This window comes from Rhodopirellula islandica (assembly GCF_001027925.1).
Lineage (GTDB): Bacteria > Planctomycetota > Planctomycetia > Pirellulales > Pirellulaceae > Rhodopirellula > Rhodopirellula islandica.
The window spans coordinates 118,153-143,041 of the sequence record NZ_LECT01000055.1 but is presented as its reverse complement, the minus strand read 5'-3'; the positions used below and the strand labels follow the sequence as shown (position 1 = coordinate 143,041).

17 protein-coding genes are annotated in these 24,889 nt (G+C 57.3%); 15 read left to right on the top strand and 2 right to left on the bottom strand.

What is annotated here, in order from left to right; translation table 11 throughout:
- Entirely contained in the window at positions 1-1,179 is a 1,179-nt protein-coding gene (gene hemW / locus RISK_RS27665) for a radical SAM family heme chaperone HemW (RefSeq protein WP_047817556.1), read from the top strand.
- Between the two features lie 218 nt (positions 1,180-1,397).
- On the opposite strand, the gene RISK_RS27660 is transcribed toward hemW, so the two are convergent.
- A complete protein-coding gene (locus RISK_RS27660) occupies positions 1,398-2,258 on the bottom strand; it encodes a hypothetical protein (protein ID WP_236696781.1) in 861 nt (286 codons plus the stop codon).
- 675 nt (positions 2,259-2,933) lie between these two features.
- On the opposite strand from RISK_RS27660, the gene RISK_RS27655 reads away from it, so the two are divergent.
- The 12 genes from RISK_RS27655 to RISK_RS27600 all read left to right on the top strand — a co-directional run bounded on the left by RISK_RS27655 (position 2,934) and on the right by RISK_RS27600 (position 20,024).
- Positions 2,934-3,398, top strand: coding sequence for a RidA family protein (locus RISK_RS27655; protein ID WP_047817555.1), 465 nt, complete (start codon positions 2,934-2,936; stop codon positions 3,396-3,398).
- 84 nt (positions 3,399-3,482) lie between these two features.
- Entirely contained in the window at positions 3,483-4,448 is a 966-nt protein-coding gene (locus RISK_RS27650; protein WP_047817554.1) for a dihydrodipicolinate synthase family protein, read from the top strand.
- 164 nt (positions 4,449-4,612) lie between these two features.
- Positions 4,613-6,043 (top strand): oxidoreductase, encoded by a 1,431-nt coding sequence (locus tag RISK_RS27645; protein WP_047817553.1) that lies wholly within the window; start codon positions 4,613-4,615, stop codon positions 6,041-6,043.
- A 685-nt stretch (positions 6,044-6,728) separates the two neighbouring features.
- Entirely contained in the window at positions 6,729-8,114 is a 1,386-nt protein-coding gene (locus tag RISK_RS27640) for an IS4 family transposase (RefSeq protein WP_236696780.1), read from the top strand.
- Positions 8,115-8,598: 484 nt separating this feature from the next.
- The gene (locus RISK_RS27635) at positions 8,599-9,390 is read left to right on the top strand and encodes a hypothetical protein (RefSeq protein WP_173442741.1); all 792 of its coding nucleotides are present in this window, start codon (positions 8,599-8,601) and stop codon (positions 9,388-9,390) included.
- A gap of 82 nt (positions 9,391-9,472) precedes the next feature.
- Complete coding sequence (locus RISK_RS27630; protein WP_047817551.1) at positions 9,473-10,921, top strand: phytoene desaturase family protein; 1,449 nt, start codon at positions 9,473-9,475, stop codon at positions 10,919-10,921.
- A complete protein-coding gene (locus tag RISK_RS27625; protein WP_047817550.1) occupies positions 10,918-11,649 on the top strand; it encodes an ABC transporter ATP-binding protein in 732 nt (243 codons plus the stop codon). The genes RISK_RS27630 and RISK_RS27625 overlap by 4 nt, the downstream gene beginning before the upstream one ends.
- Positions 11,646-13,316 (top strand): putative ABC exporter domain-containing protein, encoded by a 1,671-nt coding sequence (locus tag RISK_RS27620; RefSeq protein WP_047817549.1) that lies wholly within the window; start codon positions 11,646-11,648, stop codon positions 13,314-13,316. Before RISK_RS27625 ends, RISK_RS27620 begins: the two co-directional genes overlap by 4 nt.
- 177 nt (positions 13,317-13,493) lie before the next feature.
- Entirely contained in the window at positions 13,494-14,048 is a 555-nt protein-coding gene (locus RISK_RS27615) for an MFS transporter (protein ID WP_047817605.1), read from the top strand.
- A 91-nt stretch (positions 14,049-14,139) separates the two neighbouring features.
- Positions 14,140-15,732, top strand: coding sequence for a citramalate synthase (gene cimA, locus RISK_RS27610; RefSeq protein ID WP_047817548.1), 1,593 nt, complete (start codon positions 14,140-14,142; stop codon positions 15,730-15,732).
- A gap of 99 nt (positions 15,733-15,831) precedes the next feature.
- Entirely contained in the window at positions 15,832-18,939 is a 3,108-nt protein-coding gene (locus RISK_RS27605; RefSeq protein WP_047817547.1) for a valine--tRNA ligase, read from the top strand.
- Between the two features lie 107 nt (positions 18,940-19,046).
- A complete protein-coding gene (locus RISK_RS27600; protein WP_047817604.1) occupies positions 19,047-20,024 on the top strand; it encodes an ROK family protein in 978 nt (325 codons plus the stop codon).
- Positions 20,025-20,619: 595 nt separating this feature from the next.
- On the opposite strand, the gene RISK_RS27595 is transcribed toward RISK_RS27600, so the two are convergent.
- A complete protein-coding gene (locus tag RISK_RS27595) occupies positions 20,620-21,909 on the bottom strand; it encodes an MFS transporter (protein ID WP_047817546.1) in 1,290 nt (429 codons plus the stop codon).
- 237 nt (positions 21,910-22,146) lie between these two features.
- Here RISK_RS27595 and RISK_RS27590 point away from each other — a divergent pair, with 237 nt between their 5' ends.
- Positions 22,147-23,016 carry an ABC transporter ATP-binding protein gene (locus tag RISK_RS27590; RefSeq protein ID WP_047817545.1) on the top strand — a complete coding sequence of 290 codons (870 nt, stop codon included), beginning with the start codon at positions 22,147-22,149 and terminating at the stop codon, positions 23,014-23,016.
- Entirely contained in the window at positions 23,013-24,809 is a 1,797-nt protein-coding gene (locus RISK_RS27585) for a hypothetical protein (protein WP_047817544.1), read from the top strand. Before RISK_RS27590 ends, RISK_RS27585 begins: the two co-directional genes overlap by 4 nt.
- Positions 24,810-24,889 lie beyond the last annotated feature (80 nt).

Here is a 24,889-nt window from a genome sequence, read left to right as displayed (position 1 = left end):
ATGACGCGTGTTCCCCCAGGCGGCTGGCCCCAACCACAGTCGCTGTATGTGCACGTTCCGTTCTGTCGTCATCGTTGCGGTTATTGCAACTTCAGTGTGATCGCCGGACGCGACGAGTTGCAGGACCAATACCTGGATGCCATCGAGCGAGAACTCGCAGGCATCACGCGTGACGGTGCTCGTCCCGATGAACTGCCGCTGCAAACAATCTTCTTGGGCGGTGGCACGCCAACGCGATTGTCCGCCGCACGTTTGCAACGACTGCATCGAGCCATCGCGGAGACATTCCCGATCGCCGACGATGCTGAAATCACCGCCGAAGCCAACCCCGAGGACATCACGCCCGAATGCCTGGATGCCTTGCAAGCCATCGGCGTGAATCGAATCAGCCTCGGCGTTCAGTCGTTCAACGCCGACAAATTGCGATGTCTCGAACGAAGCCATGACGAATCCATCGCACTCGATGCGATCGAAACGGCTCACCAACGAGTCGGCAATGTCTCGATCGATCTGATCTTTGGTGCCCCGAACGAAACCCTCGCGACGTGGCAAAATGATCTGTCGATCGCCGCAGCCTCCTCGATCTCGCATGTCTCCACCTATGCCCTGACGTTTGAAAAAGGCACCTCGTTCTGGTCGCGACGTTCGCGAGGTGATCTGTCGGAAGCCGACGAGACGCTGGAACTGCAAATGTACGAAGCGGCGCAACAACAGTTCTCCACAGCCAGTTGGCAGCAGTACGAGATCAGCAGCTTCGCCAGAGAGTCATTCAGGTGCCAACACAACTTGGCCTACTGGGCGGGACGTGGATGGCATGCCGTTGGCCCCGGTGCCGCTCGCTTCGTTGACGGCCGACGCGAAGTCAATCATCGCAGCACGACGACGTACCTCAAACGCATGCTTGCGAGCGGAAACGCGACCGATGAAACGGAAACCATCACGCTGGAACAGTACACGCGTGAACTGGCCGCGTTTGGCGTGCGACAACTCGACGGGATCAACCTTTCCACAATTCACGACCGCACTTCGATCGACTTAGAAGCATTGCTTGTTGAAACGTTGACGAAGCTTCAATCCATGGAATTGGTCACGCACCAGAATCATCACCTGCGACTCACCCGTCGCGGCATTCTGTTCGCGGACACCGTCGCATCCGCTCTGCTGTCCGAGCCGAATTAGAACCGTTGCCCTCCCCTGTTTGCGTTGCTGGGTTGCTTCGCCGGTAAGCGGGATGTGCATGAGTGGAACTACCGTGCCCTCACTTCACACGACAAGCACGTCGGCAGGAATGACCGGGCACAACCATGTGAGCCGTTTGGGCGTTCGCCCCGGTTGCATGTGGCAGCAGTGGCATCTACCGAAACAGTCCAAATGCCAAAGGACTCCTGCCGACCTGCTCAATTGTTCTCGGGTCCAAAGAAGCTCATGGTACCTGTCGCCAACGGCAGGTCGCTGGCGGGAAACGTTCCCTCCGCCACGCTGCGATGCGGAGTCCCGGTTGGTGAGTCTGGTACGCGTCCCGCAAAGAAGAACCCGTAGCTCCTCAGCGTGTCCCAGTCGTCGGAATGAACAAAGAGATGAGTGGGAATCAACTTTTGATAATCGCTCCCTCCTTCCCGATTCACGGCTTCATTGTGGCCTTTCGCGGCCGCGAATCGCCGCTGCAGATCTGCGCGAGCTTCATCAATTTGAGCGTAGGTGTAGATCGGTGAAGAGGGGTTCTCTCCGCCAATTCGCAGGCTGGTGCGAGTGAAACCGTAGGTTTCTCCTAGCAGTTCGAAAAACTGCAGAATTCTTTCGGGTCCAAAGTGAGCCAGACCGTACAGTTTGTCTTGACGGGCCGGTCCGTGGAAATGGTCGTCCATGTAGTAGAGCTGGCCCTGTTTGCTTCGACCGCCCTCCCCCTCGATCACTCCGGCTAAGAAATTGGGATTGCGGATCGCGTCTCTCAGAAGCTGTGGATCTCCTGGGTTTCCCCCTGGCAGCGAATGGTTCCAAAAGTCCCAAGGAGCTTTGATCTTCCGTTTATCGGGTTCGCCATCCGTGTTCCCCAATTGCATGCCAAGCTCGGGAATCGCCAACAGTCGTTCAACGACAGCTTTGTATTTCGCATGACGCACCTCCGATCGAATTCCGGTTCCTCGATCGGTGTTCAATGGCTTGCCGTCGGCCCAGACCCAACCCAAGAAACGAGACAGATCAGCTTGTTGCTGGGCCGTGAGGTCGCCGTACTCACCGGCTGGAGCTGTTCCAGCCATCACAACGGATGCAAACAAGACACACGCAAGGCACCTCGCCCATAGGTCTAGAACAGCGATCTTTGAGACAAGGAAACTTCGCATTTCAGATCCATCACGGATGTGCGTCAAATACAAAAACGGTCCCCGCATTCTAGCAACATTTGCCTTCGACGAATCACGCTCAACAGGCTCTCAAATTATAACATGGAAGTGTGAAAGCTAAGCAGGTCGGCAGGAATGATCGGGCATCATCATGTGAGCCGTTTGGGCGTTAGCCCCGGTTGTACGTGGGAGCAACGACGCTTACCGAAACAGTCCAAATGCCGAAAGACTCCTGCCGACCTGCTTAACATCGTCACTTGTTGCTCACGCGTTCCGACGCCAGGGTCCCCGGAAGCAGGGGGCGAACAGTTGTCTCTAACTGGTTGCGTGTTTGGTTAAAGGCGTTTCAGCGTGATTTCTCCAGTCCGATATTTGCCGTCGAATTGCCCTGCCAGGTGGAACCTGGCCTACGATGGATCGGGTAGACGCTTTTCTCGATCCGACGCGAGAGCATTGTCGAGGGTGTCGGAAATTGTTGCCCGCACGTCATCTTGGAAGGGAGCGGAAGACTCGTCATCTTAGAGGTGCGAATGCTTGGCGTTCGATTCTGAATTTTGACCACCCTGCTCCTTCGACCCCACGACGAAATCCATGTCTTACGACGCGCGCATTGATGAACTGAAACTCGAGTTGCCACCTGCTCCCAAGCCGATGGGCGTTTACAAGCCGATTGTCCAAGTTGGCAACATGGTTTACTTGTCGGGTCACGGTCCCTTGAAAAGCGACAAAACGCTGATCACCGGTCGTCTCGGTTTGGACATGGACGTGGAAGTTGGTTACGACGCCGCTCGCCAAACCGGTTTGGGCATGCTCGCCACGCTCCGCGAACACCTCGGATCGCTCGACAAGGTTTCGCGATTGGTCAAGTTGTTGGGGTTGGTGCGGTGCACCGACTCGTTTGAAGATCAACCTGCTGTGATCAATGGATGCAGCGAATTGTTTCGCGATGTGTTTGGCGAAGAGGTGGGCGTGGCCGCTCGCAGTGCCATCGGGACCAATGCGTTGCCAGGCGGAATCGCAGTGGAAATCGAAGCGATTTTCGAAGTGAAGGCGTGATTCGGGGGATTTGCCCGAATTGCATAGTCCTGGTTTCACCCGAATTTCCAAGACGCGGCGGTGAGTCGTCGCTAGGATTCGGCCATGAACAACACCACGGAACCTGAATCGTCGCCCGCTCCACAACCCATCCGCAATCGAAAAATCACCGGGATGTCGGCCATTTTGTTGCCGATCGCACCCGGTGGCAAGATTGATTGGGATGGGTTTGAATCCCACGTCGTGGCGACGCTGGACGCGGGGCTGACACCGGCCGTCAACATGGACACCGGTTACGCGAATTTGATTTCGGATGAAATTCGTGAAGAAGCCCTGTCGCTGACCGCCGCGATCGCCAAGGATCGCGCTTACCTGGGCGGGGTGTTTGTCGGCGACCACGAGGGAGACGACTTCAATGGGGAAGCGTATCGCCGTGGAATCGAGCAAGTCCAACGTCACAACGGGACGCCGATTCTGTTTCAATCCTTTGGGCTGACCTGGGGCGATGACGATTCCATCTTGGACGCCTATGCGAAGCTGGCGTCCGAATGTGAGCAGTTCTACGCCTTTGAGCTGGGAACCATGTTCGCTCCGTTTGGAAAAATCTACTCGTTGTCGCTGTATGAGCGATTGATGGGGATCGGCAACTGCTTGGGAGCCAAGCATTCGTCGCTGGATCGAATTTTGGAATGGCAACGTTTGGAATTGCGGGATCGTGTTCGGCCGGACTTCAAGGTGTTGACCGGCAATGACTTGGCCATCGACATGGTGATGTACGGCAGTGATTACCTGCTGGGGTTGTCCACGTTTTGTCCCGCGGAGTTCGCGATTCGCGATGCGATGTGGCAAAACGACGACCCGCGGTTTTACGGACTGAACGATTTGTTGCAGTACCTCGGCGCGTTTGCGTTTCGTGCCCCGGTGCCCGCCTACAAGCACTCTGCCGCGATGTTCCTGCATTCACGCGGCAAGATCGCGAGCAGTCAGACTTATCCCGGCAGCCCGGAGCGCCCGGCCAGCGATCAAGCGATCTTGGACCTGATTTCGCAGGATCTCGCCGCGTACTTGTGAACTTCGAACTGAATGGCGGAAGGACGCGAGCCCTGCGGTGAAGCACCGGGCGGCTTGCGCCACTCCGCTAAAACGAATTGATCGCCCCACGGCTCGAAGTCGGCTGGAACGACCGCCGCTAAGATCCGGCACCCTTCTCACTTTTTCTCGATTGAATTGTTTCCATGGCCTACCCACGCGTCGCCTCGCTGAAGACCCACGACGACTTTGTTGCGCACTTGCGGGACAATCAGATTGAGATGCCTTCCGATGCAGACGTCGAATCGGGGGAGGAGTCTCCGCTCGCTCAATCGTTTGAGGTCCATGGTCAAACCGTTGGGAACCGCTGGTGCATCTTGCCAATGGAAGGCTGGGACGGAACCACGGATGGTTTGCCAACGGATCTGACGCGGCGACGGTGGCGGAACTTTGGGCTGAGCGGTGCCAAATTGATGTGGGGCGGCGAAGCGGTCGCGGTTCGGCATGATGGCCGCGCCAACCCGAATCAGTTGCTGCTGACTGAAAAGAACCTTTCCGCAATCGCGTCCTTGCGGCAAGACTTGGTCGACGAACATGAGTCTCACTTTGGTCGCAGTGATGACCTGTTGATCGGCTTGCAGTTGACTCACTCGGGGCGATTCGCACGACCGAATATCAAATCCGTGACCGAGCCCCGCACGGTGCAGCGAAATGTGGTCTTGGATCGTCGCGTCAAAATCACGGATGACTCGGCGATCTTCAGCGATGACGAATTGGCAACGTTGATCGATGACTTCATCGCGGCGGCAGTTCGAGCTGAGAAGGCGGGGTATCGCTTCGTCGATGTCAAGCATTGTCATGGGTACTTGGGCCACGAGTTGCTCGCTGGCCGCGAACGAACGGGCAAGTTTGGCGGCAGCTTTGAGAATCGCACGCGGTTCTTACGCGACATTGTTTCAGGGATCCAAGCGGCCACGAACGATCTGCAAGTCGGCGTTCGGTTGAGTTTGTTCGATTTTCTACCGTTCCATCCGGGGGCGGATCGTGTTGGCGAGCCTGAGCCTGGCGGCGAACCCAACAAGGTGTTTGGTGGAGGTGAGGACGGTTTGACGATCGACATGACCGAGACCTCCAAGCTGATAGATTTGATGCATGAGATTGGCATCCGGATGGTTTGCACGACGGCGGGGAGTCCCTACAGCACGCCGCACCTGCAACGCCCCGCGTTCTTCCCGCCGAGTGATGGCTACACGCCGCCAGAGGATCCGTTGGCCGGTGTCGCCCGCCAAATCGAAGCGGTGGCGGAGATGAAGAAGCGTCATTCCAACATGGTGTTCATTGGGTCGGGCTACACGTACCTGCAGGACTACTTGCCCAACGTGGCACAAGCCGTCGTGAAAGCCGGCATGGTGGACTCGATCGGTTTGGGACGCATGGTGTTGTCCTATCCGGATTTGCCCGCCGATGTGACAGCCGGATCCGTGTGGCAACGCAAAAAGGTCTGTCGGACGTTCAGCGACTGCACGACCGCCCCCCGGAATGGAATCATCAGTGGTTGCTATCCTTTGGACCCGTTCTACAAAAAACGCGAAGAACGCAAGCAGCTCAACGAGCTGAAGAAAGCGTTGCAGGCATAAAGCTCACCGGACCCGTAGCCGACAGACGCCCTCCCTCGGCATGAACGCACCCCATCGCTACTCCTGGGCCGCCAGGCCCCGGAAGCATGCCTCTTGCAAGATCAGAAGCCCCGAATGGGGCGACAGAGCAATGGGCTGGCAGTCATTGGGTGCTTGGCGTCTGACAACCTCTCTTAAGTACGTGCTCGCAATCGCAATCGCAATCGCAATCGAAACGGGGCTTACACGAACGATTCTGTTCCGCCCGAGCCGATTTTGAAAACGTCGCCATCTTCAACTCCCTTTGCATTGCGATCCGAAGCGAAACCAGCGGCCTGCCCCACGCTGTTCTTCTCTGTGTTGCGCTCCCCACTTTCGAACCGAGTCCGTCCTTTCAACCGAGCAGCCAACCTGGCCCGCAGGATTGACGTCGGGCAAGGGGATTCTGCTTGTTTTTCCCAAGCGGAGTCGCAGAATTTGCTTGCATCACCCCGACGGGCGAGAAAAGGGGACGGGGGTGAATGGCACTGACAGAAGCCTGGATCACTACATCTAGTGCTTCACGGCGATTGCTAGCACTGCTGGTAGTGCTAGCAATGTTTCCACGAAGGTTACAGCAAATCGTGGTCCGATTTTGCATTTGAAAGCACGGTGAAACCTCGCTGAAATGGTGAGTGTCAACATCATCCATCCAGGAGGACTCACCGTGCACACGCAAGATATCAACAACCCAACCGAAGTTCAAAGCAAAGTCGAAGCGGCCAAGAGGCTGTGCACTGAATTCCTCACGCCCAATCCCAAGGTCAATGAAATCTGCCAAGAGATCGGGCATCAATTTCGAGACAGTGACTACAACCCCGCCGTGGTCGTCTGGTTGTTCATCACGCAGGTCCTCTCCAAAGACCATGGGTGCCAGCAAGCGGTCACTCGATTTAACAACTGGCGCATCGCCAATTCAATGACAAGGGTTGACGACGACACCGGGGCGTATTGCAAGGCTCGCAGTCGACTTCCCGAAGTCCTGTTTGAGAAACTGCTTGCTTGGACAGCCGAGACGATTGATGCCGCAACCGATCGCACTTGGTTGTTCCATGACCGGGTCGTCGAAATGGTTGACGGTTGGACGGTCACGATGGCCGATACTGCGACCAATCAGAAAGAGTACCCTCAAATCGCCAACCAGAAGCCGGGGTGCGGATTTCCCATCGCCCGCATGATCGGTGTTTTCTCGCTGGCGACCGGAGCGATCAATCATCTTGCTCTGTCTGCTTATCAGGGCAAGCAGACCGGCGAGACATCGTTGCTGCGATCCATTCTAGACCGCATTTTGCCGGGTCGAATCCTGCTGGCGGACCGATACTACGCCACGTTTTGGTTGCTGGCCGCTTCGGAGATGCGTGGTATCGACTTGGTCGCTCGCGTGCATCACAAACGCAAAGTCGATTTCCGGCGCGGTCTTCGTCAGGGGCATCTCGACCAATTAGTCGTCTATCAAAAACCGCACCGTCCGTATTGGATGAGTCAAGAAGAATACGACCAATTTCCAAGTTCGATCTTTGTGCGGCACTTGAAGTACAAGATCGAGCAAAAGGGATTTCGAGTTCGTGAGATCACCTTGGCAACCACTTTGCTTGATGCCGAAGTTTACACCGCCGAAGAGTTGGCGGAACTCTATCATCGTCGTTGGCTCGTTGAGTTGCACATTCGGTCGCTCAAGACACAGATGCAAATGGATCACCTTCGCTGCAAAAAAACATCGAGCATCCGCAAAGAAATTCATGCCCACATGATTGGATACAACCTAGTTCGCTCGGCTATTTTAGCGGCATCGCTTCGCTTTGATCGCTGCCCGTCGAAGCTCAGTTTCACCGGTGCGATGCAGTCTCTGGAAGACTATGGAAACTACCTGAGATTGGGCTCCGGCGAACCTGACAAACAATGGAGTTCGATGCTCAAAACCATCTCAGAACTTTCCGTTGGAAATCGACCTGGCCGCAGCGAGCCACGCGAATTGAAGCGTCGACCCAAGCAATACAAACTGATGCAGCAACCCCGTGATCCCAACCGAAACCTTTACGCCACAGCAGCTTAGGCTTCCGTCAGTGCCATTCGGGACGGGGGTCATTGTTGGGGTTATACGTCTACTTATGACCCCCGTCCCCTTTTCTTCGTCCGGGGCGAGCGAGTCGGGCAAGGCCGAGTGTCGGAACGATTTTGACGCAGAGACGCCAGGGCGCAGAGACGCATGGGGAGGCTCGACCAGAGTGGGGCGTTCCAGCGCAAGCCGTTGTGATGGCGGACTCGAGCGGTTTGGGCGCGTGGTGCTGTCCTATCTCGCTGAACGCTCGCTTTCCGGGGGAGGGCCATCCGCGCCGCTTCCCATGCCGGCCCCCTCCCTCACGTACGCCTGAACGGCGTCGCTCGACCTCCCCCCCAAAACTTCGTTTCAGGAGAGGTGCGCAAATGCAGAAACCCGCCAAAACGCAGCGCCAGAAAAGTGCACGACCTCTGCGCGGTCGGGGTTCGCAAGATGTGACGAACACAGCATTTAGAAACTGCACGACCTCGGAAGTTGGATGACACTGAGTTCGGAAGTGGCTGATGGCGGGTTTGCGAAACGCTACTCTGTTGGAACCGATCCGACGGCCAGTTCTTCGCCTTTCAACCCGCTGCATTGCCGAACGCCGATGAATGAGAATATCGATTCGCGTCCGTTGCCAAGCCGCCGCGGGCGATTTTCTCTTTGGCAGTTGTTGGTCGCGATCACGATGATTGCGTTGGTGCTGGGCAATGTGGTGTCGATTCTGCGATTGCGGAAAGCGGAATCGGCTTTGGCGGCACTGCGAGCGGAATCGGGGTATTTGTCACCCACCGAGGATGATTTGGTCGCGGCGATTCGGAGTCCGTCTGAGCAGCCGCTGAACTACGTTTTTCGGGTTCGTGTGCCGGAAGGTTCCGATTGGGACTACCGGTTGGCCTACAGCACGTGGTTGCCGAAGGGGAAAACGCAGCCCGATTGGTACTCGATGATCGCGGTTCGGCCTGGTGAATCGGTGATCACGGTCCGGATTGCGGAAGATCCCCGCGACGAACGTTGGAAAATCTCTACACTGGTGCGAGATTCCGGCGGGGTGCGGCGGATGGGCACGACGTTGCCGGAGGCTCACACGGCGATCTTTCGTGCTTCTCACGACGTGATTTCCACGGGGGTGGCGGGTTCGATGCTGACGTTGCCGATTGGCCAGTCCTTGCGGATACTGGACGACCGGTGGTTGGTGGGCACGGAATCGCTGTTGTTGTCCGGCGACAAACCCGTCAACACTGACCAAATCGGTGTGTACGCCGAATTGCAGCCCGTGGCACGCTGAGCAAGCGGTCGTGGGGACCCCGTCGTCCATTCAATTTACAAATCAGTTCACAAAGCTTTTCGCGAGACCAAAGACCCCAGCCATGGCAAAGGATTTTTTGAAGGGAGCCGCCGACGAGTACGATGTGGTCGTGATCGGCAGCGGATTGGCGGGGATGACTTCGGCCAACATTCTCGGCCGGGCCGGGCACCGGGTGTTGTTGCTGGAACAGCACTACAAACTCGGGGGTTTGGCGACTTGGTTCCTGCGTCCTGGTGGGCACACCTTTGACGTTTCCCTGCACGGGTTCCCGCACGGGATGATCAAATCGTGCCGGCGATACTGGAGCCGCGACATTGCCGACCGAATCGTTCAATTGAAGAACATCCGGTTCGACAACCCTCAGTTCTCGTTGACAACGACGTTCAATCGCGAGGACTTCACCAAGTTGTTGACGACCAAGTTCGGGATCGAGCATGGGACCGTCAATGAGTTCTTCGACACCGCCCGAGGGATGAATTTCTACGACGATCAAGCGACGACGACACGTCAGTTGTTCGATCGTTTCTTTCCTGGACGGGACGATGTGGTCCGATTGTTGATGGAGCCGATCACGTACGCCAACGGTTCGACGTTGGAAGATCCCGCGATCACGTATGGGATCGTGTTCAGCAACTTCATGAGCAAAGGTGTCTTCATCTACGAAGGGGGCACCGACGACTTGGTCGCTCGGATGAAGAAGGAGCTGGTGTCCAACGGGGTCGACATTCGCATCAATTGTCCGGTCGAAGAAATCGAAGTCGCCGACTCACCGATCAAGGGCACGCGTGTCTCGGGAGTCAAAGTGAACGGTCGTTCGATCAAGTGCCGGGCGGTGGTCAGCAACGCGAATTTGCGGACCACGATCTTGAAGATGTTGGGCCCTGAAAAGCTGGACAAAAACTTTGTGGAAGAAGCCCAGGCGGTGCGACTGAACAACAGCAGCACGCAGGTCTACATGGCTTTGAAGCCAGGGGAAGAGATTGATGAGTCCAGCGGCGATTTGTTTTTCACCAGCACGGCGAAGGAGTTTCGAACCGATCTGCTGCTCAGTCGTGACATCACATCGCGAACATTCAGTTTCTATTACCCGCGAACTCGACCGCACAAAGCGAAAGAACGTTTCGCGATCGTCAGCAGCACCAATGCGAATTGGTCGGACTGGGCTGATTTGAGCGAAGCGGACTACGAAGCCAGCAAGGCGGATTTGGTCGAGACGACGATCGATGCGCTTGAGAAGTACATCCCCGGGGTGCGGAACAAGATCGATCGTGCGGAAGCGGCCACGCCGAAGACGTTCCATCATTACACGCAACACGAAATGGGCGCCAGCTTTGGGACCAAGTTTGAAGGACTGGGCGTCAGTCGGGCGTTGCCGCAGCAGATCAAAGGGATGTACCACGCGGGCAGTGTCGGAATCATCATGAGTGGCTGGTTGGGAGCAATCAATTACGGCGTCATCGTCAGCAACGAGGTCGATCAAAACCTGGTTGCCGAGTCGACGCCGGTATGATCGAAGTTCGCCAGTTCACGAAGTGCTACGACGACTTCACGGCGGTGAACTCGATTTCATTCGATGTTCCCGCGGGCCGAGTCGCGGCCTTGGTCGGGCCCAATGGGGCTGGCAAGACAACCACGATTCGAACGTTGTGCGGCATTCTTTCACCGACCGCGGGCGACCTGAACGTGGCTGGGGCGTCGCTGAGTGACGATCCCTTGGCGGTCAAGCGGCGGACGGCTTACGTGCCGGACGACCCACCTTTGTTTGATTCGTTGACGGTGGACGATCACTTGCGTTTTGTGGCCTCAGCGTACCGATTGACGGACTGGGAACCGCTGGCCGAACAACTCTGCCAGCGATTTGAATTGACCGAAAAACGCGAGACGGTGGCGTCAGGTTTGTCTCGCGGGATGCGGCAAAAGGTGGCGATCGTGTGTGCATACCTTCGCCAGCCCAATGTGTTGTTGCTGGATGAACCCATGACGGGGCTCGATCCTCCCAGCATTCGCCGGTTCAAAGAAACGGTTCGCGAGCAAGCTGATCGTGGTGCAACGGTGTTGGTCAGTTCTCACCTGTTGTCATTGGTCGATGACATCTGCGATCACCTGGTGCTGATGCGACGTGGCGAAGTGTTGTTTCATGGTCCGCTCGAGCAGGCACGCCAGGAATTTGGTGGGGATTCTCATTCGCTTGAAGAAGTGTTCTTTCGGTTGACTTCGGAAGAGGATTCGGCTGGATGAGCGAACGGCGTTCGATCATCGATCCCGCGTTGACTCGATTGACCGGGGTGCTGTTGAAGTCCGCTTTGCGTCAATTGGCTCGGCATCTGAAGACCCCGTCGGGAATCTTTGTTGCCCTGATGGTTGTGGGGACGGTCGGCATGGGATTGATGCCCATGATCGTCGCGAGTCAGACAGGGTCGTTGGATGACATCAAGATGTATTCGACCGTGACATCGACGGTGCCGTTGATGATGTTGGTGATTGTGGCGATGGCGGTTTACTTTGACATCGGGCAGCAGATCACGGAGCTACGTCCGCCGGAGTTGCAGTTCGTGTTGGCGGGGCCGTTCACCGATCACCAAATTCTCTCGTATCGGTTGATGACGTTGGCGATGACCTGGGTGGTCAGCAGTTGCTTGATGGCCGTGTTCGCTTTGCCTGGTGCGGGGAGTTACCCGTCGGCTGTGCTGGCGATTTACACGGGCGGGATGACGGTGACCGCGTTGACCACGTTGCACGCGATCAGCAAGCCGGTGTTGAACTCAGCGGTTCGGGCGCTGTTTGCGTCGGCGTTGTTGGGGGCGGTGGCGTTGTTGTTGATCACGTCGCTGCCGCTGGGGATGAGCGACGCCGGTTTCTCTTGGCAAGCATGGTTGCTGGGGTGTCAGTCATCGACGTTGGGAAGCGTGATGACGCTGCCCTTCATGGCGTTTGGGAAGTTGCTCCGTGCACCCCTTGGCATCGCGATGCTGGGGTGGACGGGCGCGTGTTTGGCAACCTTGATGGTTGGGTTTGGGGCCTGTTACACGGTCAACGTCGGGTTTGCGGAGCTTGCCGTGGAAGGCGTCTCGCGAAAACAGGTGCGGATCCAGCGGATTCGGTCGGGTCAGTTCGGTCGGATTAAGAAGACAGAACATCGATCGACATGGAAGTTGGCTGAGTTCCCTTGGTGGGGAGGCATTGGGCCGGTGGCTTGGCATCAAGTCACCTTCGCGGTGCGTCGCAACGGGAAGTTGTTGTTCGGTTTGGTTTGCCTTGGTTTGGTTACCGGATTGGTGTTGGTGATCCTGCCCTTTTTTCGCCCGGAGATCATTCACGCCCATTTTCGAGAATGGTCGATGCCGATTGCGATGATGGCTTCGACGTACCTGGGGTTCCTGTTGACGTTGAGTCAGCCGATTGGCATGGCGATGACGCCCAAGACGTTGACCTGGTTTCGAATGTTGCCATGTCGTCCGATCGCGATTGTGATTGGGATGCTGGCGGGTCAATTGGTGATCTTGTTTGCGATTCGATTCGCTTTTGTCGTCGTGGCGGCATTTGTCACAACGCGCGGATTGGGCGAGAACCTTGCGGTGTTGGCGGCTGGGTTTGCATTGGATCTGGCATACGCTTCGGCGATCAATTTGGTGACCGCTGCGACGGTGTTGAGAGCGATGCCCAGCGGCACACCGGACGTGCTGCAGGGAGGGCGAGCAATGCTGTACATGTTTGTGTTGGGGATCGCGCTGATCCCCTCGCTGATCGTGGCGGGAATCGCGGGGGGGACCGCAGCGGTGATGACGGACATGGATCGGCAGGTGATTGCGATTGCGGTCGGGGCCGGGTTGATGGCATGTCAGCCCTTGATTTGGTGGGCGACGGCGGTGTTTTTTCGAGATCGCGAGCTTTTCCAGGGCGATTGACCCCTAAAACCCGGCGTTTACGACTTCTGGAGGAAATGTTTTTGCCCCGTCCGCGGGATGAAAACACTGGCCCTACAGAAATTGGCTTCAAAACGATACAACAGGGCTCTGGAAACCGTCCTTTGGTTTCTTTGGCGGAACACGTATGTCCAATCGCGGCGGGCACCTGAAACAACCATGGCCAGAATCGGAATTTTCTTCGGGCTGGTCCTGTGTGGACTGACGGTGGCCGCACTCAGCGTGACGACGGAAAAAAGCTACACGCAGTTCGTCCCGATGATGTTTGGCATCCCGCTGTTGTTCTTGGGCGTGGTGGGGCTGAACCCGCATCGACGCATGAGTGCAACGGTGGTCGCGTTGACGCTGGGGATGCTTGGTTTTGGTTGTGGTGCGATTCGATTTGTGGTTTTGATGGTTGAGCGGGCGGCGGGGGAAGACATCAACCCGCTGTCATTTCGGTTGGTCGTTGCAATGACGGTTGTGTGCTTGGTGTTCGCGTTGATGGCGATGATTTGGGTTCGCAAACGGCGCGAACGAAAGAGCCAAAGCGTGAATCTGGAGCAACCGCCACCAGAAACAAATTTGTCGACGGACGACCACGAAACGACGGCCGTTCCGGACGCATCGATTTCTGCGGCATCGGATGAGGACCCCCTTTCATCCTCCGCGGCAACGTCAGCGAACCCGTACCAATCGCCTCGCGTGATTGAAAATTCGACGGAGACGCGTTGATCAGGATCGCAACCTGCGATGCCTTCCCAAGCTGCGATCGTCTCACCGATTTCCCTGTTCTTTGATTTCATCCCCCACCTGAATCAGCTACATGAGTGCCACTTCGTCGGCCCAACCGGTCTTGATCTACGACACCACCTTGCGAGACGGCTCGCAGGGCGAAGGCGTGAGTTTTTCACTGCAAGACAAACTGAACATTGCGGTTCGGTTGGCTGAAATTGGCATTGAATTCATCGAAGGCGGTTACCCGCTGAGCAACGAAAAAGACGTCGCGTTCTTTGAACAAATCCGCAAACATGATCTGGGAAAATCCAAGGTCTGTGCCTTTGGAATGACGCGCCGGCGATCGATGAAAGCCGAAGACGATCCGGGCATGCAGGCCTTGGTCGCTGCGAAGACGCCGTGTTGCACGTTGGTTGGCAAAACATGGGATTTTCATGTCACCGAGGTGCTGCGTGCATCGCTGGATGAAAACCTGGCGATGATCGGTGAGTCGGCGGAGTTTTTGGCCGGACACAGTGAACTGATCTACGACGCCGAACACTTCTTTGATGGGTACAACGCCAATCCGGAGTACGCGATCAAAACGCTGCAGGCTGCGGCCGCGTCGGGGGCCAAGTGGTTGGCGTTGTGTGACACCAACGGTGGCACGCTGCCGGAACGAGTGGCGGAGGTGACCCGAATCGCGAAAGAAGCGATGTCGGCTTACGACGTTGAGATTGGGATTCACTGTCACAACGATTGTGAGCTCGCGGTGGCGAACTCATTGGCCGCCGTCGATGTCGGTGCGACTCAGGTGCAAGGCACGATCAATGGCATCGGAGAGCGTTGTGGCAACGTCGACTTGATCGCTGTGATTGCGAACTTGGCACTCAAGAAAGAGAACACAACCGTCCTGGGTGGCAGACCGCTGAAACAACTGACGGAACTGTCACGATTTGTCTACGAGACTGCGAATTTGCAGTGGCGCAACAATCAACCGTTTGTCGGTCAAAGCGCCTTCGCTCACAAAGGCGGCATGCACGTGCATGCCATCAACAAGGCCGCCAGCACTTACGAACACATTGATCCCGCGTTGGTCGGCAACGAGCGTCGGATTCTCGTGAGCGAGTTGTCCGGACGCAGCAACATCGAAGCGATCGCCGGAAAGTACAATCTGGGCGACGACAAAGAACTTCAAAACAAGATCTTGGCCGAGGTCGTGCGATTGGAAAATCGTGGCTACCAATTTGAGTCCGCGACCGCGTCGTTTGATCTGTTGGTTCGCCGGGTGGCCGGGACATTCCGTCCTCACTTTGAAACGATCAAATTCCGAGTTGTTGCCGGTGATCGCGATGTGAAGAGCCAAGTGGCCTTTGCCGAAGCGATCATCAAGTTGCAGGTCGGTGACACGCTGTGGTTTGATGCCGCAGAAGGTCATGGACCGGTCAACGCACTCGATGCGGGATTGCGGAAAGCCTTGGCGGGAGCGTATCCGGTGCTCAGTGAAATTTCGCTGATCGACTACAAAGTTCGCGTGGTCGATTCCGGCAGCGGCACGGCGGCATCGATCCGAGTCAATATCGAGAGCACCGATGGCAAAGAGACTTGGGGAACGATTGGTGTCAGTGACAACATCATCGAAGCCAGTTGGCAAGCCTTGGTCGATAGCGTTGAGTACAAATTGCACCGCAGCGAAGCTTGATCGTCCGAACCAGTCCAGCAAACGCTGAGTCATGATTTTCGCGGCGCAACCAGGATGTTCGCCGCCCATCCAAACCACCTCTGTTGACGTTTTGTTTTCATGTCCGAAATTCCAACTCGATTCGAACACGCTGAAGAAGCCGACAAGATCGCTCAGGCGTGGGCCGATGCCAAGTGTTCGCACGCTGACCCAGAATCCAGCAAGCCGCCGTTTTCGGTGGTGATTCCGCCGCCCAACGTGACCGGTGCGTTGCACCTGGGGCATGGGCTGAACAACACGTTGCAAGACATCGTGGTTCGCCGCAAACGTATGCAGGGTTTTGAAACGCTGTGGATGCCAGGAACCGACCACGCCGGGATCGCAACGCAAGCGGTGGTGGAACGACGTCTGAAAGAGCAAGAGAACAAGACGCGGCATGACCTTGGCCGGGAAGCGTTGGTCGAGCGGATTTGGCAATGGAAAGACCAATACGAAGAACGCATCTTGGGCCAACTCAAGCGGATGGGCACGAGTTGTGACTGGGAACGATTGCGATTCACGCTCGATCCCGTTTGTGCGGCTGCCGTGCGAGCCACCTTCTTTGATTTGTTCGGCAAACGTCGCATTTATCGTGGCAAGCGTTTGGTGAACTGGGACACGTTTTTGCAGACCGCAGTCAGTGATGACGAGGTTTTCAACGAGACCAAGAAAGGTCACTTCTATCACTTCCGTTACCCAGTGATCGATCCGAAGCCGGGGGAACCTGAGTTCGTGACGATCGCGACGACGCGACCCGAAACGATGTTGGGCGACACCGCAGTGGCGGTGCACCCCGATCCCGCGGCTGCCCTGGATGCGATCGAAGCTGACCTGCGTGAAAAGTTGGGAAGTGCCAATGAAAAGGAAACGGCGGAACTGAACAAGCAACTTGAGGCGTTGCAGCAACGTCGCGAGAATCGTTTGCCAGAACTGATTCAGCTTCGCGACATGGCGGCGGATGGTCGCAAGTTGATGTTGCCGCTGGTCGATCGCGAAATTGATTTGGTGGCGGATGAGTGGGCCAAGCCCGAGATGGGCAGCGGCTGCGTGAAGATCACGCCCGCACACGACCCAAACGATTACGAAGTGGGGATCCGGCAGGACCTGCCGATGATCAACATCCTGAATTCGGATGGCACGCTCAATGGCGAAGGCGGCCAGTTCGCTGGCCTGACGATTCCGAAGGCTCGCAAGGCCGTGGTGGCTGCGCTGGAGGAACTGGGGTTGATGGGCGACATCGAGGATCGCGACATCGAATTGCCACACAGCGATCGCAGCAAGACTCCGATTGAGCCTTACCTGGCCGATCAGTGGTTTGTGGCGATGGACGAACTGGCTCAGTCCGCGATGGACGCGGTCAGCGATGAACGCGTTCAGATTTTCCCCGCACGTTACCGCAAGGGATACCTGGATTGGCTCAGCGAAAAACGCGATTGGCCTGTCAGTCGTCAATTGTGGTGGGGACACCGAATTCCGATCTGGTCCAAAGGCGGTCTGTCGCAAACCGAGGCCAACGAACTGTCCAGCGACCTGGAGAAGTTGGGCGAGCGGCATCCCGACCAAATCGCACAGCGGATCGATTCAGACGGAGTCGATGCCTCGGGCGAACCGACCAAAGCGGTCTTCGTTTGCATCCGCAGTGAAGACGAAACGGTGGAAGCCGATGTGGAATCGCTTGGTTTGCAACAAGATCCCGATGTGCTGGACACCTGGTTCAGTTCTGCTCTGTGGCCGCACAGCACACTGGGGTGGCCCGCGCAAACACCGGAGCTCGCCAAGTTCTATCCCACGTCCACGCTGATCACGTCGCGAGACATCCTGACGTTGTGGGTGGCGCGAATGGTGTTGATGGGGCTGAACAACGTGGGCGAGGTTCCGTTCAGCGAAGTGTTCATTCACCCCAAGATTCTGGATGGTCTTGGTGAGACGATGAGCAAATCCAAAGGCAACGGCGTGGACCCGATCGATGTGATCGACAAGTTTGGTCCCGACGCGTTGCGTTTCGGTTTGGCTCGTTTGGCGACCGAAACGCAAGACGTACGGATGCCCGTGCAGTACGAGTGCCCGTCGTGCGAAAAGCTGATTGATCAAACGAAGAAGAACCGAGCCCTGCCGTCGATGGATTGCCCCGCGTGCGGCAAACGTTTCTCGACTCAGTGGGCAGAAACCGAGGCGGACAAGGCGTTGCCGAAAGCCGCGGTGGTGAGCGAGCGATTTGAGACGGCTCGCAACTTCGTGAACAAACTATGGAACGCGTCGCGATTCGTGATGATGAACCTGGATGGTTTCGAGCCGACGTCCCTCGATGTGGCCTCGCTTCCAATCGAAGACCGTTGGTTGCTGTCGCGTTTGTCGACGGTGACGCAAACCGTTGGCGACGCGATCGAGCGTTACCAATTCGGGGAAGCTGCTCGCGTGTTGTACGACTTCGCTTGGGACGAGTTCTGCAGTTTCTATGTGGAGATCGCCAAGCCTCGGTTGTCGGATGATTCACAGCGTCAGATCGCACAGAACGTGATCGCACATGGTTTGGATCAGTTGCTGCGATTGTTGCACCCGATCATGCCGTTCGTGACCGAATCGGTGTGGAGCCATCTGGGCCAGATCGCACCCAAACGCGGTGTTCCTGCACCAGTGGAAGTCGGCCCGTTTGTGATGACGGCGAGTTTCCCGGTGGCCGAAGAGTCGCATCACGATTCACAGATCGAACGTCAGTTCAGCGAGTTCCAGCAGATTGTGGCTGCCATTCGTCAGATCCGAGCGAGCCAAAACATTGCTCCGAAAGAGACGGTTCCCGCCGCGATTCGTTGCAGTGAGTCCTCGAAAGAACTGCTGCAACCGATGACGGCGTACTTCGAAGCGTTGGCGGGGGCGGAGGTGCAATCCATCGGTCCCGACACGACGGCTTTCGAGACCGACGCTCACTTGGCGTTGCCCGATGTGGACGTGGATGTTCACGTGGACCTGGAGAAATTCATCGACGTGGAAGCGGAGTTGGCGCGTCTGGAAAAGCTTCAGGGGCAACTAACGGGGCAAATCACGGGCAAGCAAAATAAACTTTCGAACGAAAGCTTTGTCAGCCGGGCTCCTGCCGATATTGTGCAAAAGGAACGAGAGTCGTTGGCTGGTTTGCAAACGCAACTGGAAGCCGTTGCCAACGACATTTTGAAATTGAAAGCGAAAAAGTAACGCAGGCGGATGGGATTGGATCGTCGGACAACAGCTTTACGCGTCGTCCGAGGATCGAAACCGTTCGTGTGTCTGTCGCCGTTTACAATCAACCCATGGAATCTCCCTTGAAAGACATCTGGATCGGTTTTGATCTCGGCGGCACCAAAATGCTGGCTGTTGCTTACGACCACGAATTCAAAGAACTCGGACGCCGCCGCCGCAAGACTCGCGGTCGGGAAGGTTCCGACAGTGGCATCGCTCGGATTGGTTCGACGATTCAACGATTGCTTGATGAGAATGATCTGGATGTTGACCGGATCGCTGGCATTGGGATTGGTTGTCCCGGGCCGATTGATTTGAAGAAGGGACGCATTTTGATGACGCCCAACTTGGGTTGGGACGACGTCGATATTCAATCTTTCCTGGAGAAGGAATTTGATTGTCCCGCGACGGTGCTCAATGATGTTGACGCGGGCGTGTACGGTGAGTTTCTGTTCGGTGCGGCGAAGGGCAGTCGCTGTGCGGTCGGCGTGTTCCCAGGAACGGGCATCGGCGGCGGCTGCGTCTACGAGGGCCAGATTCTGCATGGTGCCGGAATCTCCTGCATGGAGATCGGGCACACACGGGTCAGCAGCGGCACGCGTTTGAGCGGCAGCAGCATGACAGGGACGTTGGAAGCGGAAGCCAGTCGATTGACAATCGCCTCGGAAGCGGCCAAGACCGCGTATCGAGGGGAAGCCCCCGCCTTGCTCAAGGACGCCGGGACGGACTTGGCCGATATCCGTAGCGGAGCCCTGGCGGACTCGATCAAGAATGGTGACAAAGCCATCAAAGCGTTGGTGGAATCTGCCAGCGTCACGATTGGCTATGGGGTCGCCAACGTCGTCAATCTGCTTTGCCCTGACACCATCATCTTGGGCGGTGGTTTGGTCGAAGCGATGGAGGACTTGATCGTCAGCACCGTCCGCAAGACCGCTCGCGAATGCGTGATGCCGGTCTACAAAGATCGCTTTGAGGTCAAACCTGCCAAGCTGGGGGACGACGCCGGCGTGCTCGGCGCTGCGGCTTGGGCAAAGAAGACCTACCCGCAACCGCCGGAGTGATTCGCGTTGTATCGATCTTGCGATGAGCTAAACCGCGAGCGGATCGGTTGGAGGCATGATGTAGGCCAGGTTGTACCTGGCCTGACGAATCGCTGGTAAGCGGTCCAATCCAGGTGGTCGCATTTTGCTCGGGTTTCACAGGGTCTCGCGTTCGCGAGTGAGGCCACGAAGTGGTCACAGACGGTAGCCGGTGGTCGAGCAGAGCGAAAACCACCGGACAGCGACAAAAGATTGCGGCGTCGGCCCCGAAGGGTGTCGTAGAAAACTCGGCCGTAAAAATCTTCGACCCCTTCAGGGTCAACCTCGTGATCGGGGGGCTTCCCGGCGGTGTTCGCTTCGCTCGACCGCCGGCTACCCTCTGCATTCCCTCCGGGAAAGAAGGCGCGCCGTCGCAATCCCCACCATCCCACCTGTTTCCAGCCCAACGCTGCGATCACCTGTGGAGAGTGTCACGGCCCCAAGGGCGTCTGTTTCACGCCTTCAGAGACACGACCAAAGCTATGACAAAACTTTCCCATCCCTCCCCAATGCACACCGATTCGTCAGGCCAGGTAAGACCTGGCCTACGTTGCGTGGTGCTCAATGCCAACGGCGCTCAGGCGTCGTCCAGCGATGCGGCGAGGGGAAACAGCAGGCTGATCATGGCGGTCACGATCATGGTGATTCCGGAAGCCAGCATCGCGCCTGGCATGCCGATGGCCCCGGCGGTTTGTCCCCAAATGAACGATCCGAGCGACATCGAGCCAGCCATCATCGTGAGGTAGCAGCCCATGCCGCGGGCTCGCAGGCGACTCGGCAAGGTGATTTGGGCGGTGGCGTTCAGAGTGGTGAGGGTCGCCATCCAACCGCATCCCATCATGAGCGTGGCCAACAGCAGGATCGGCCACGCGGGTTCGGCGCTCAATGTCAGCATGCCAATCGCATACAGCGTCATCGCAGCGGCAATCGTGCGATCAGACCCCATGTGCGAGCGAACACGCGGCAACATGGAGGCTCCGACGACGGCTCCGATTCCAACCATCGCGACCAAGATTCCAAACCCTTGGGCCCCCCAGCCCAACGCGGTCTTGGCGTACAGCGGCATCAACGACCACAGGGCACTGCCGGGCAACACAAACAGAACCACGCCCAACATCACATGCCGCATCGTTCGTTTCAAAATGACATAACGAATGCCTTGTCGCATGGAAGACAGGAACGATCGACCACGACTGGTCTCGGTCGTGTGCCGTTTCCAGCGGATCAACACCGTCAGCACACCTGCAAATGAGATGGCGTTGATCGCGAACGTGCTCCAGATTCCAAGCACGGCGATCAGAACGCCTCCGATTGCGGGGCCGACCGCGCGAGCGAGATTGAAACTGATGCTGCCCAATCCCACGGCCCGGCTGATCTGCCAACGCGGGACCAATTCCGGGATGGCGGATTGCCAGGTCGGAACGTGCAACACCATTCCCAATCCAATCACGAAGGTCATCGCAAGCAAGCCCCAAGCGGTGATGACACCGGTGGCGGTGCTGACCGCCAGCATCGCGGTGATGAACAGCAGGATCGATTGGGTTCCGATCAGCAGGTGACGTTTGTCAATTCGATCCGCGACCACACCGGCGGGGATCGCCAGGAACACAATCGGCAACGCCATCGAGGTTCGAACGGCGGCGACCATCTCGGGGGTCGCGTCCAGGGTCGTCATCAACCACCCGGCACCGACCTCGTGGATCCAGGTTCCCAAATTGGATGCCAGGGAGGCGATCCAGAACATTCGGAACATTGGTTGACGCAGCGGTTCCCAGGCGGAACGTCCAGCCGTCGGCGATGGCTGACCCGCGTCGACGACGACGGAAGCATACGGCGAGGAGATCGGTCGGGAGGAATTCAAAGACATTCAAAAACAACAGGAGTGGACGTTTCAGAGTAGGTCATGCGGGGCGATCGAGCTTGGACGAGCGACGCTGTACCGGAGCACCGCGAGGACGGCAAACACATTCGTAATCGCGCCAACACGCACAGTCGGTCCGGAGGAGGGAAACGAGGCAGGTTCCAGGACGAAGGTTCACCACGGGGACGCCCTGCGTGGGGTAGCGTCACTCAGAGGCATTCTTCCCTGACCTGGCACCGGCCGATGATCGAGCTGATACATTTACAAAAGCTTTATGACGATACGATTGCCGTCAAGGACGTGACGGTGTCGATCCCGGCTGGGGTTGTCTGCGGATTGGTCGGCCCCAATGGTGCGGGCAAAACGACGACCTTGCGGTGCATGGCGGGGCTGTTGCCGGCCACTGCCGGCGAGATCCGAATCAACGGATTTTCACCCGATTCTGACCCCGTGCGTCACAAGAGAACAATTGCGTACGTGCCGGACGATCCGCCATTGTTTGACGACCTGACAGTGGGTGAGCATCTGGACTTCATCGCCCGGTTGTACCAAATCGAAGATCACCGACGCACCGCCATTGATCTGCTGGAGCGATTTGAATTGCTCAGCAAATACGACGCGATGGTGACTTCTTTGTCGCGAGGCATGCGGCAAAAATTGGCGGTCGCGTGCGCCTACCTGATCCAACCTCAAGTTCTGTTGTTGGACGAACCTTTGACGGGGCTCGACCCGCCCGGCATTCGCGTGCTGTTGGAATCGGTGCGAGAGTTTGTCCGCAGTGGCCGCACGGTGATTGTCAGCAGCCATTTGTTGGCAATGATCGGTGATGTCTGCGACCAAGTATGGCTGCTTCAAAATGGTCTGGTCCGATATCACGGGACTACAGCCGGATTGCGAAACGAGTTTCCGGAAACGAACTCATTGGAAGAAGCGTTTTTCGCAGCGATGAAGCCGGCTGCCAAGGCCGAGGCGAACCATGCGGACGACACCCAGGTGATGGCAGCGCCTCCAAGTTTTCAGATGCCGAACCTTGAACCGAAATCCGTTGGAGCACCGATCCGTCCCGTGCCCACGAGCACAGTACCTCCATCGTCCGTGACCAACGTGTCATGAGTGCATCCGGATTCACTTCCGAACGCGTTGGCCAGGCGAACGGTCTGGGGGACTGGCTGTTGCCAGACCATTCCCTCGATGGATTGCGATACTTGTCGCGGGCACAGGTCCGTTTTCGAGTGAAGCGATTTTGGAAGCGGATGTTTTCGCCTCGCCAAGCGATTGCATCCTTGCTTTCCATCGCGTTCGTGTCCTTGTATCTGTTGGCCGGACTGACGCTGCTGTCGCGTCGCGAAGCCAACGACCCGGAACAACTGCGATTGTGGTTGTCTGGTGGGATGGTGTTGTACGCGATGTATCACACCGTCAAACACTTGTGGGCCAAGCCATCGCTGGAACCCGATGCGGAAACCTGGACGGCCGCGGATCGATTGTGGTTGGGCGGTGGCCCGGTCTCTCGCCGCACGATGGTGCTGCGAGAAGCGATGTCAGCGATTCCGTCGGCGCTTGCCAAGACGGCTTTGCTTGGCGTGGTGCTTTGGAGAGACGCGGAATTTCTGCCGCTGTTGTTGGCGGGAGTTTGTTTGGCGCTGATCGCATTGGAAATGATTCGGCGGGTGATCACCCATGGCATCGATGCGCTGCGTCCCAGCGAACGGCGACTGGGTTGCGCGATCAGTTTGGTGGTTGGGTTGGCGATGGTGTTCCAGCTCGGGGTGCAAATTTGGCAATCCACACCGCCGGGCAGCGACCCTGTGATTTATGTGTTGTCGGCGATGTCCGAAGTGGGGCACTACGCGGGATCAGCCTGGATTCAGATCATGGCGTTTGCTCTGTTGCCGGCCGCCTCGGTGGCATCTGCCGAACCTTGGTCGATGTTCGGATCGCTGGCGCCGTCGGTCTCGTTGACGTTGATGACAATGCTCGCGGTCGCAGTCATTTTGGCGCTGGCGGAGACACTGGTTCGCGTGGATGCTTGGTCAACCCGTCGCCGGACTGAAACCGAACGGCAACGATTGCGATGGATGGAAAGCAACGTGATCCAAGGAAAAACGGGGGCGTTGGATGACGTCTCGCGGTCGCTGCGAGTCACATGGACTCAACGATTTGGGGACGCATTGGCCAAATGGTTGCCGGAACGCGCTCGTGGGATGTCGGGATTGGTCGTTCGACAATTGCAATGCGTTCGCCGCTACTTGCCCAACGTGATTGTCAGTTTTGCGATCCCAATGGCGCTTTCTCTCTCGCCCTTGTTGACGGACCAAACGACCAAGCAGTGGGTGTTTGTGATTGGCGGGATAGCGCTCAGTTCGTTGTTGCTGGCTCCGCCGGCGCTGCAGATTGACTTTCGACGTGATCTGAAACGAATGTTCTTGGTGCGATCTTTGCCGCTGGGAAATGTCGCGATGTGCGTGGGCATGCTCAGCGTGCCGGTCGCGATCACGGTGTTGTTCCAATGGAGCACGCTGGCACTGGGGGCTTGGATCGCGGCGCCACCCAAATGGCAAACGATTTGGTTGTTCATGGCACTGCCGTCGCTCGCGGTCGTGACCTTTGCCGTTGAGAACGCCTTGTTCTTGGCGTTCCCGCATCACGTGCATGCTCAAGGCATCGCGATGGTGATCCGGGCCAAGATCACGTTCCTATGGAAAGGGGTGATGCTGGCCATCGCTCCGATCGGGCTGATCAGCTACGTGATGATGTGCGAACGCCTGTTGCCATCGTTTTGGGTGGGGCCCGCTGCGTTTGCAGGGACCCTGTTCGCCGTCTGGAGCGTCGCCGCGTTGGCCGGTTGGGTCTTGGTGCGATGCTGGAACCGATTCGACCCACTGATCGACACGCCACCTGAGTAGGCGAGTAGGCGAGTAGGCGAGTAGGCGAGTGGCGAGTGGCGAGTGGCGAGTACGAGCTAGAAGCTAGAAGCTAGAAGCTA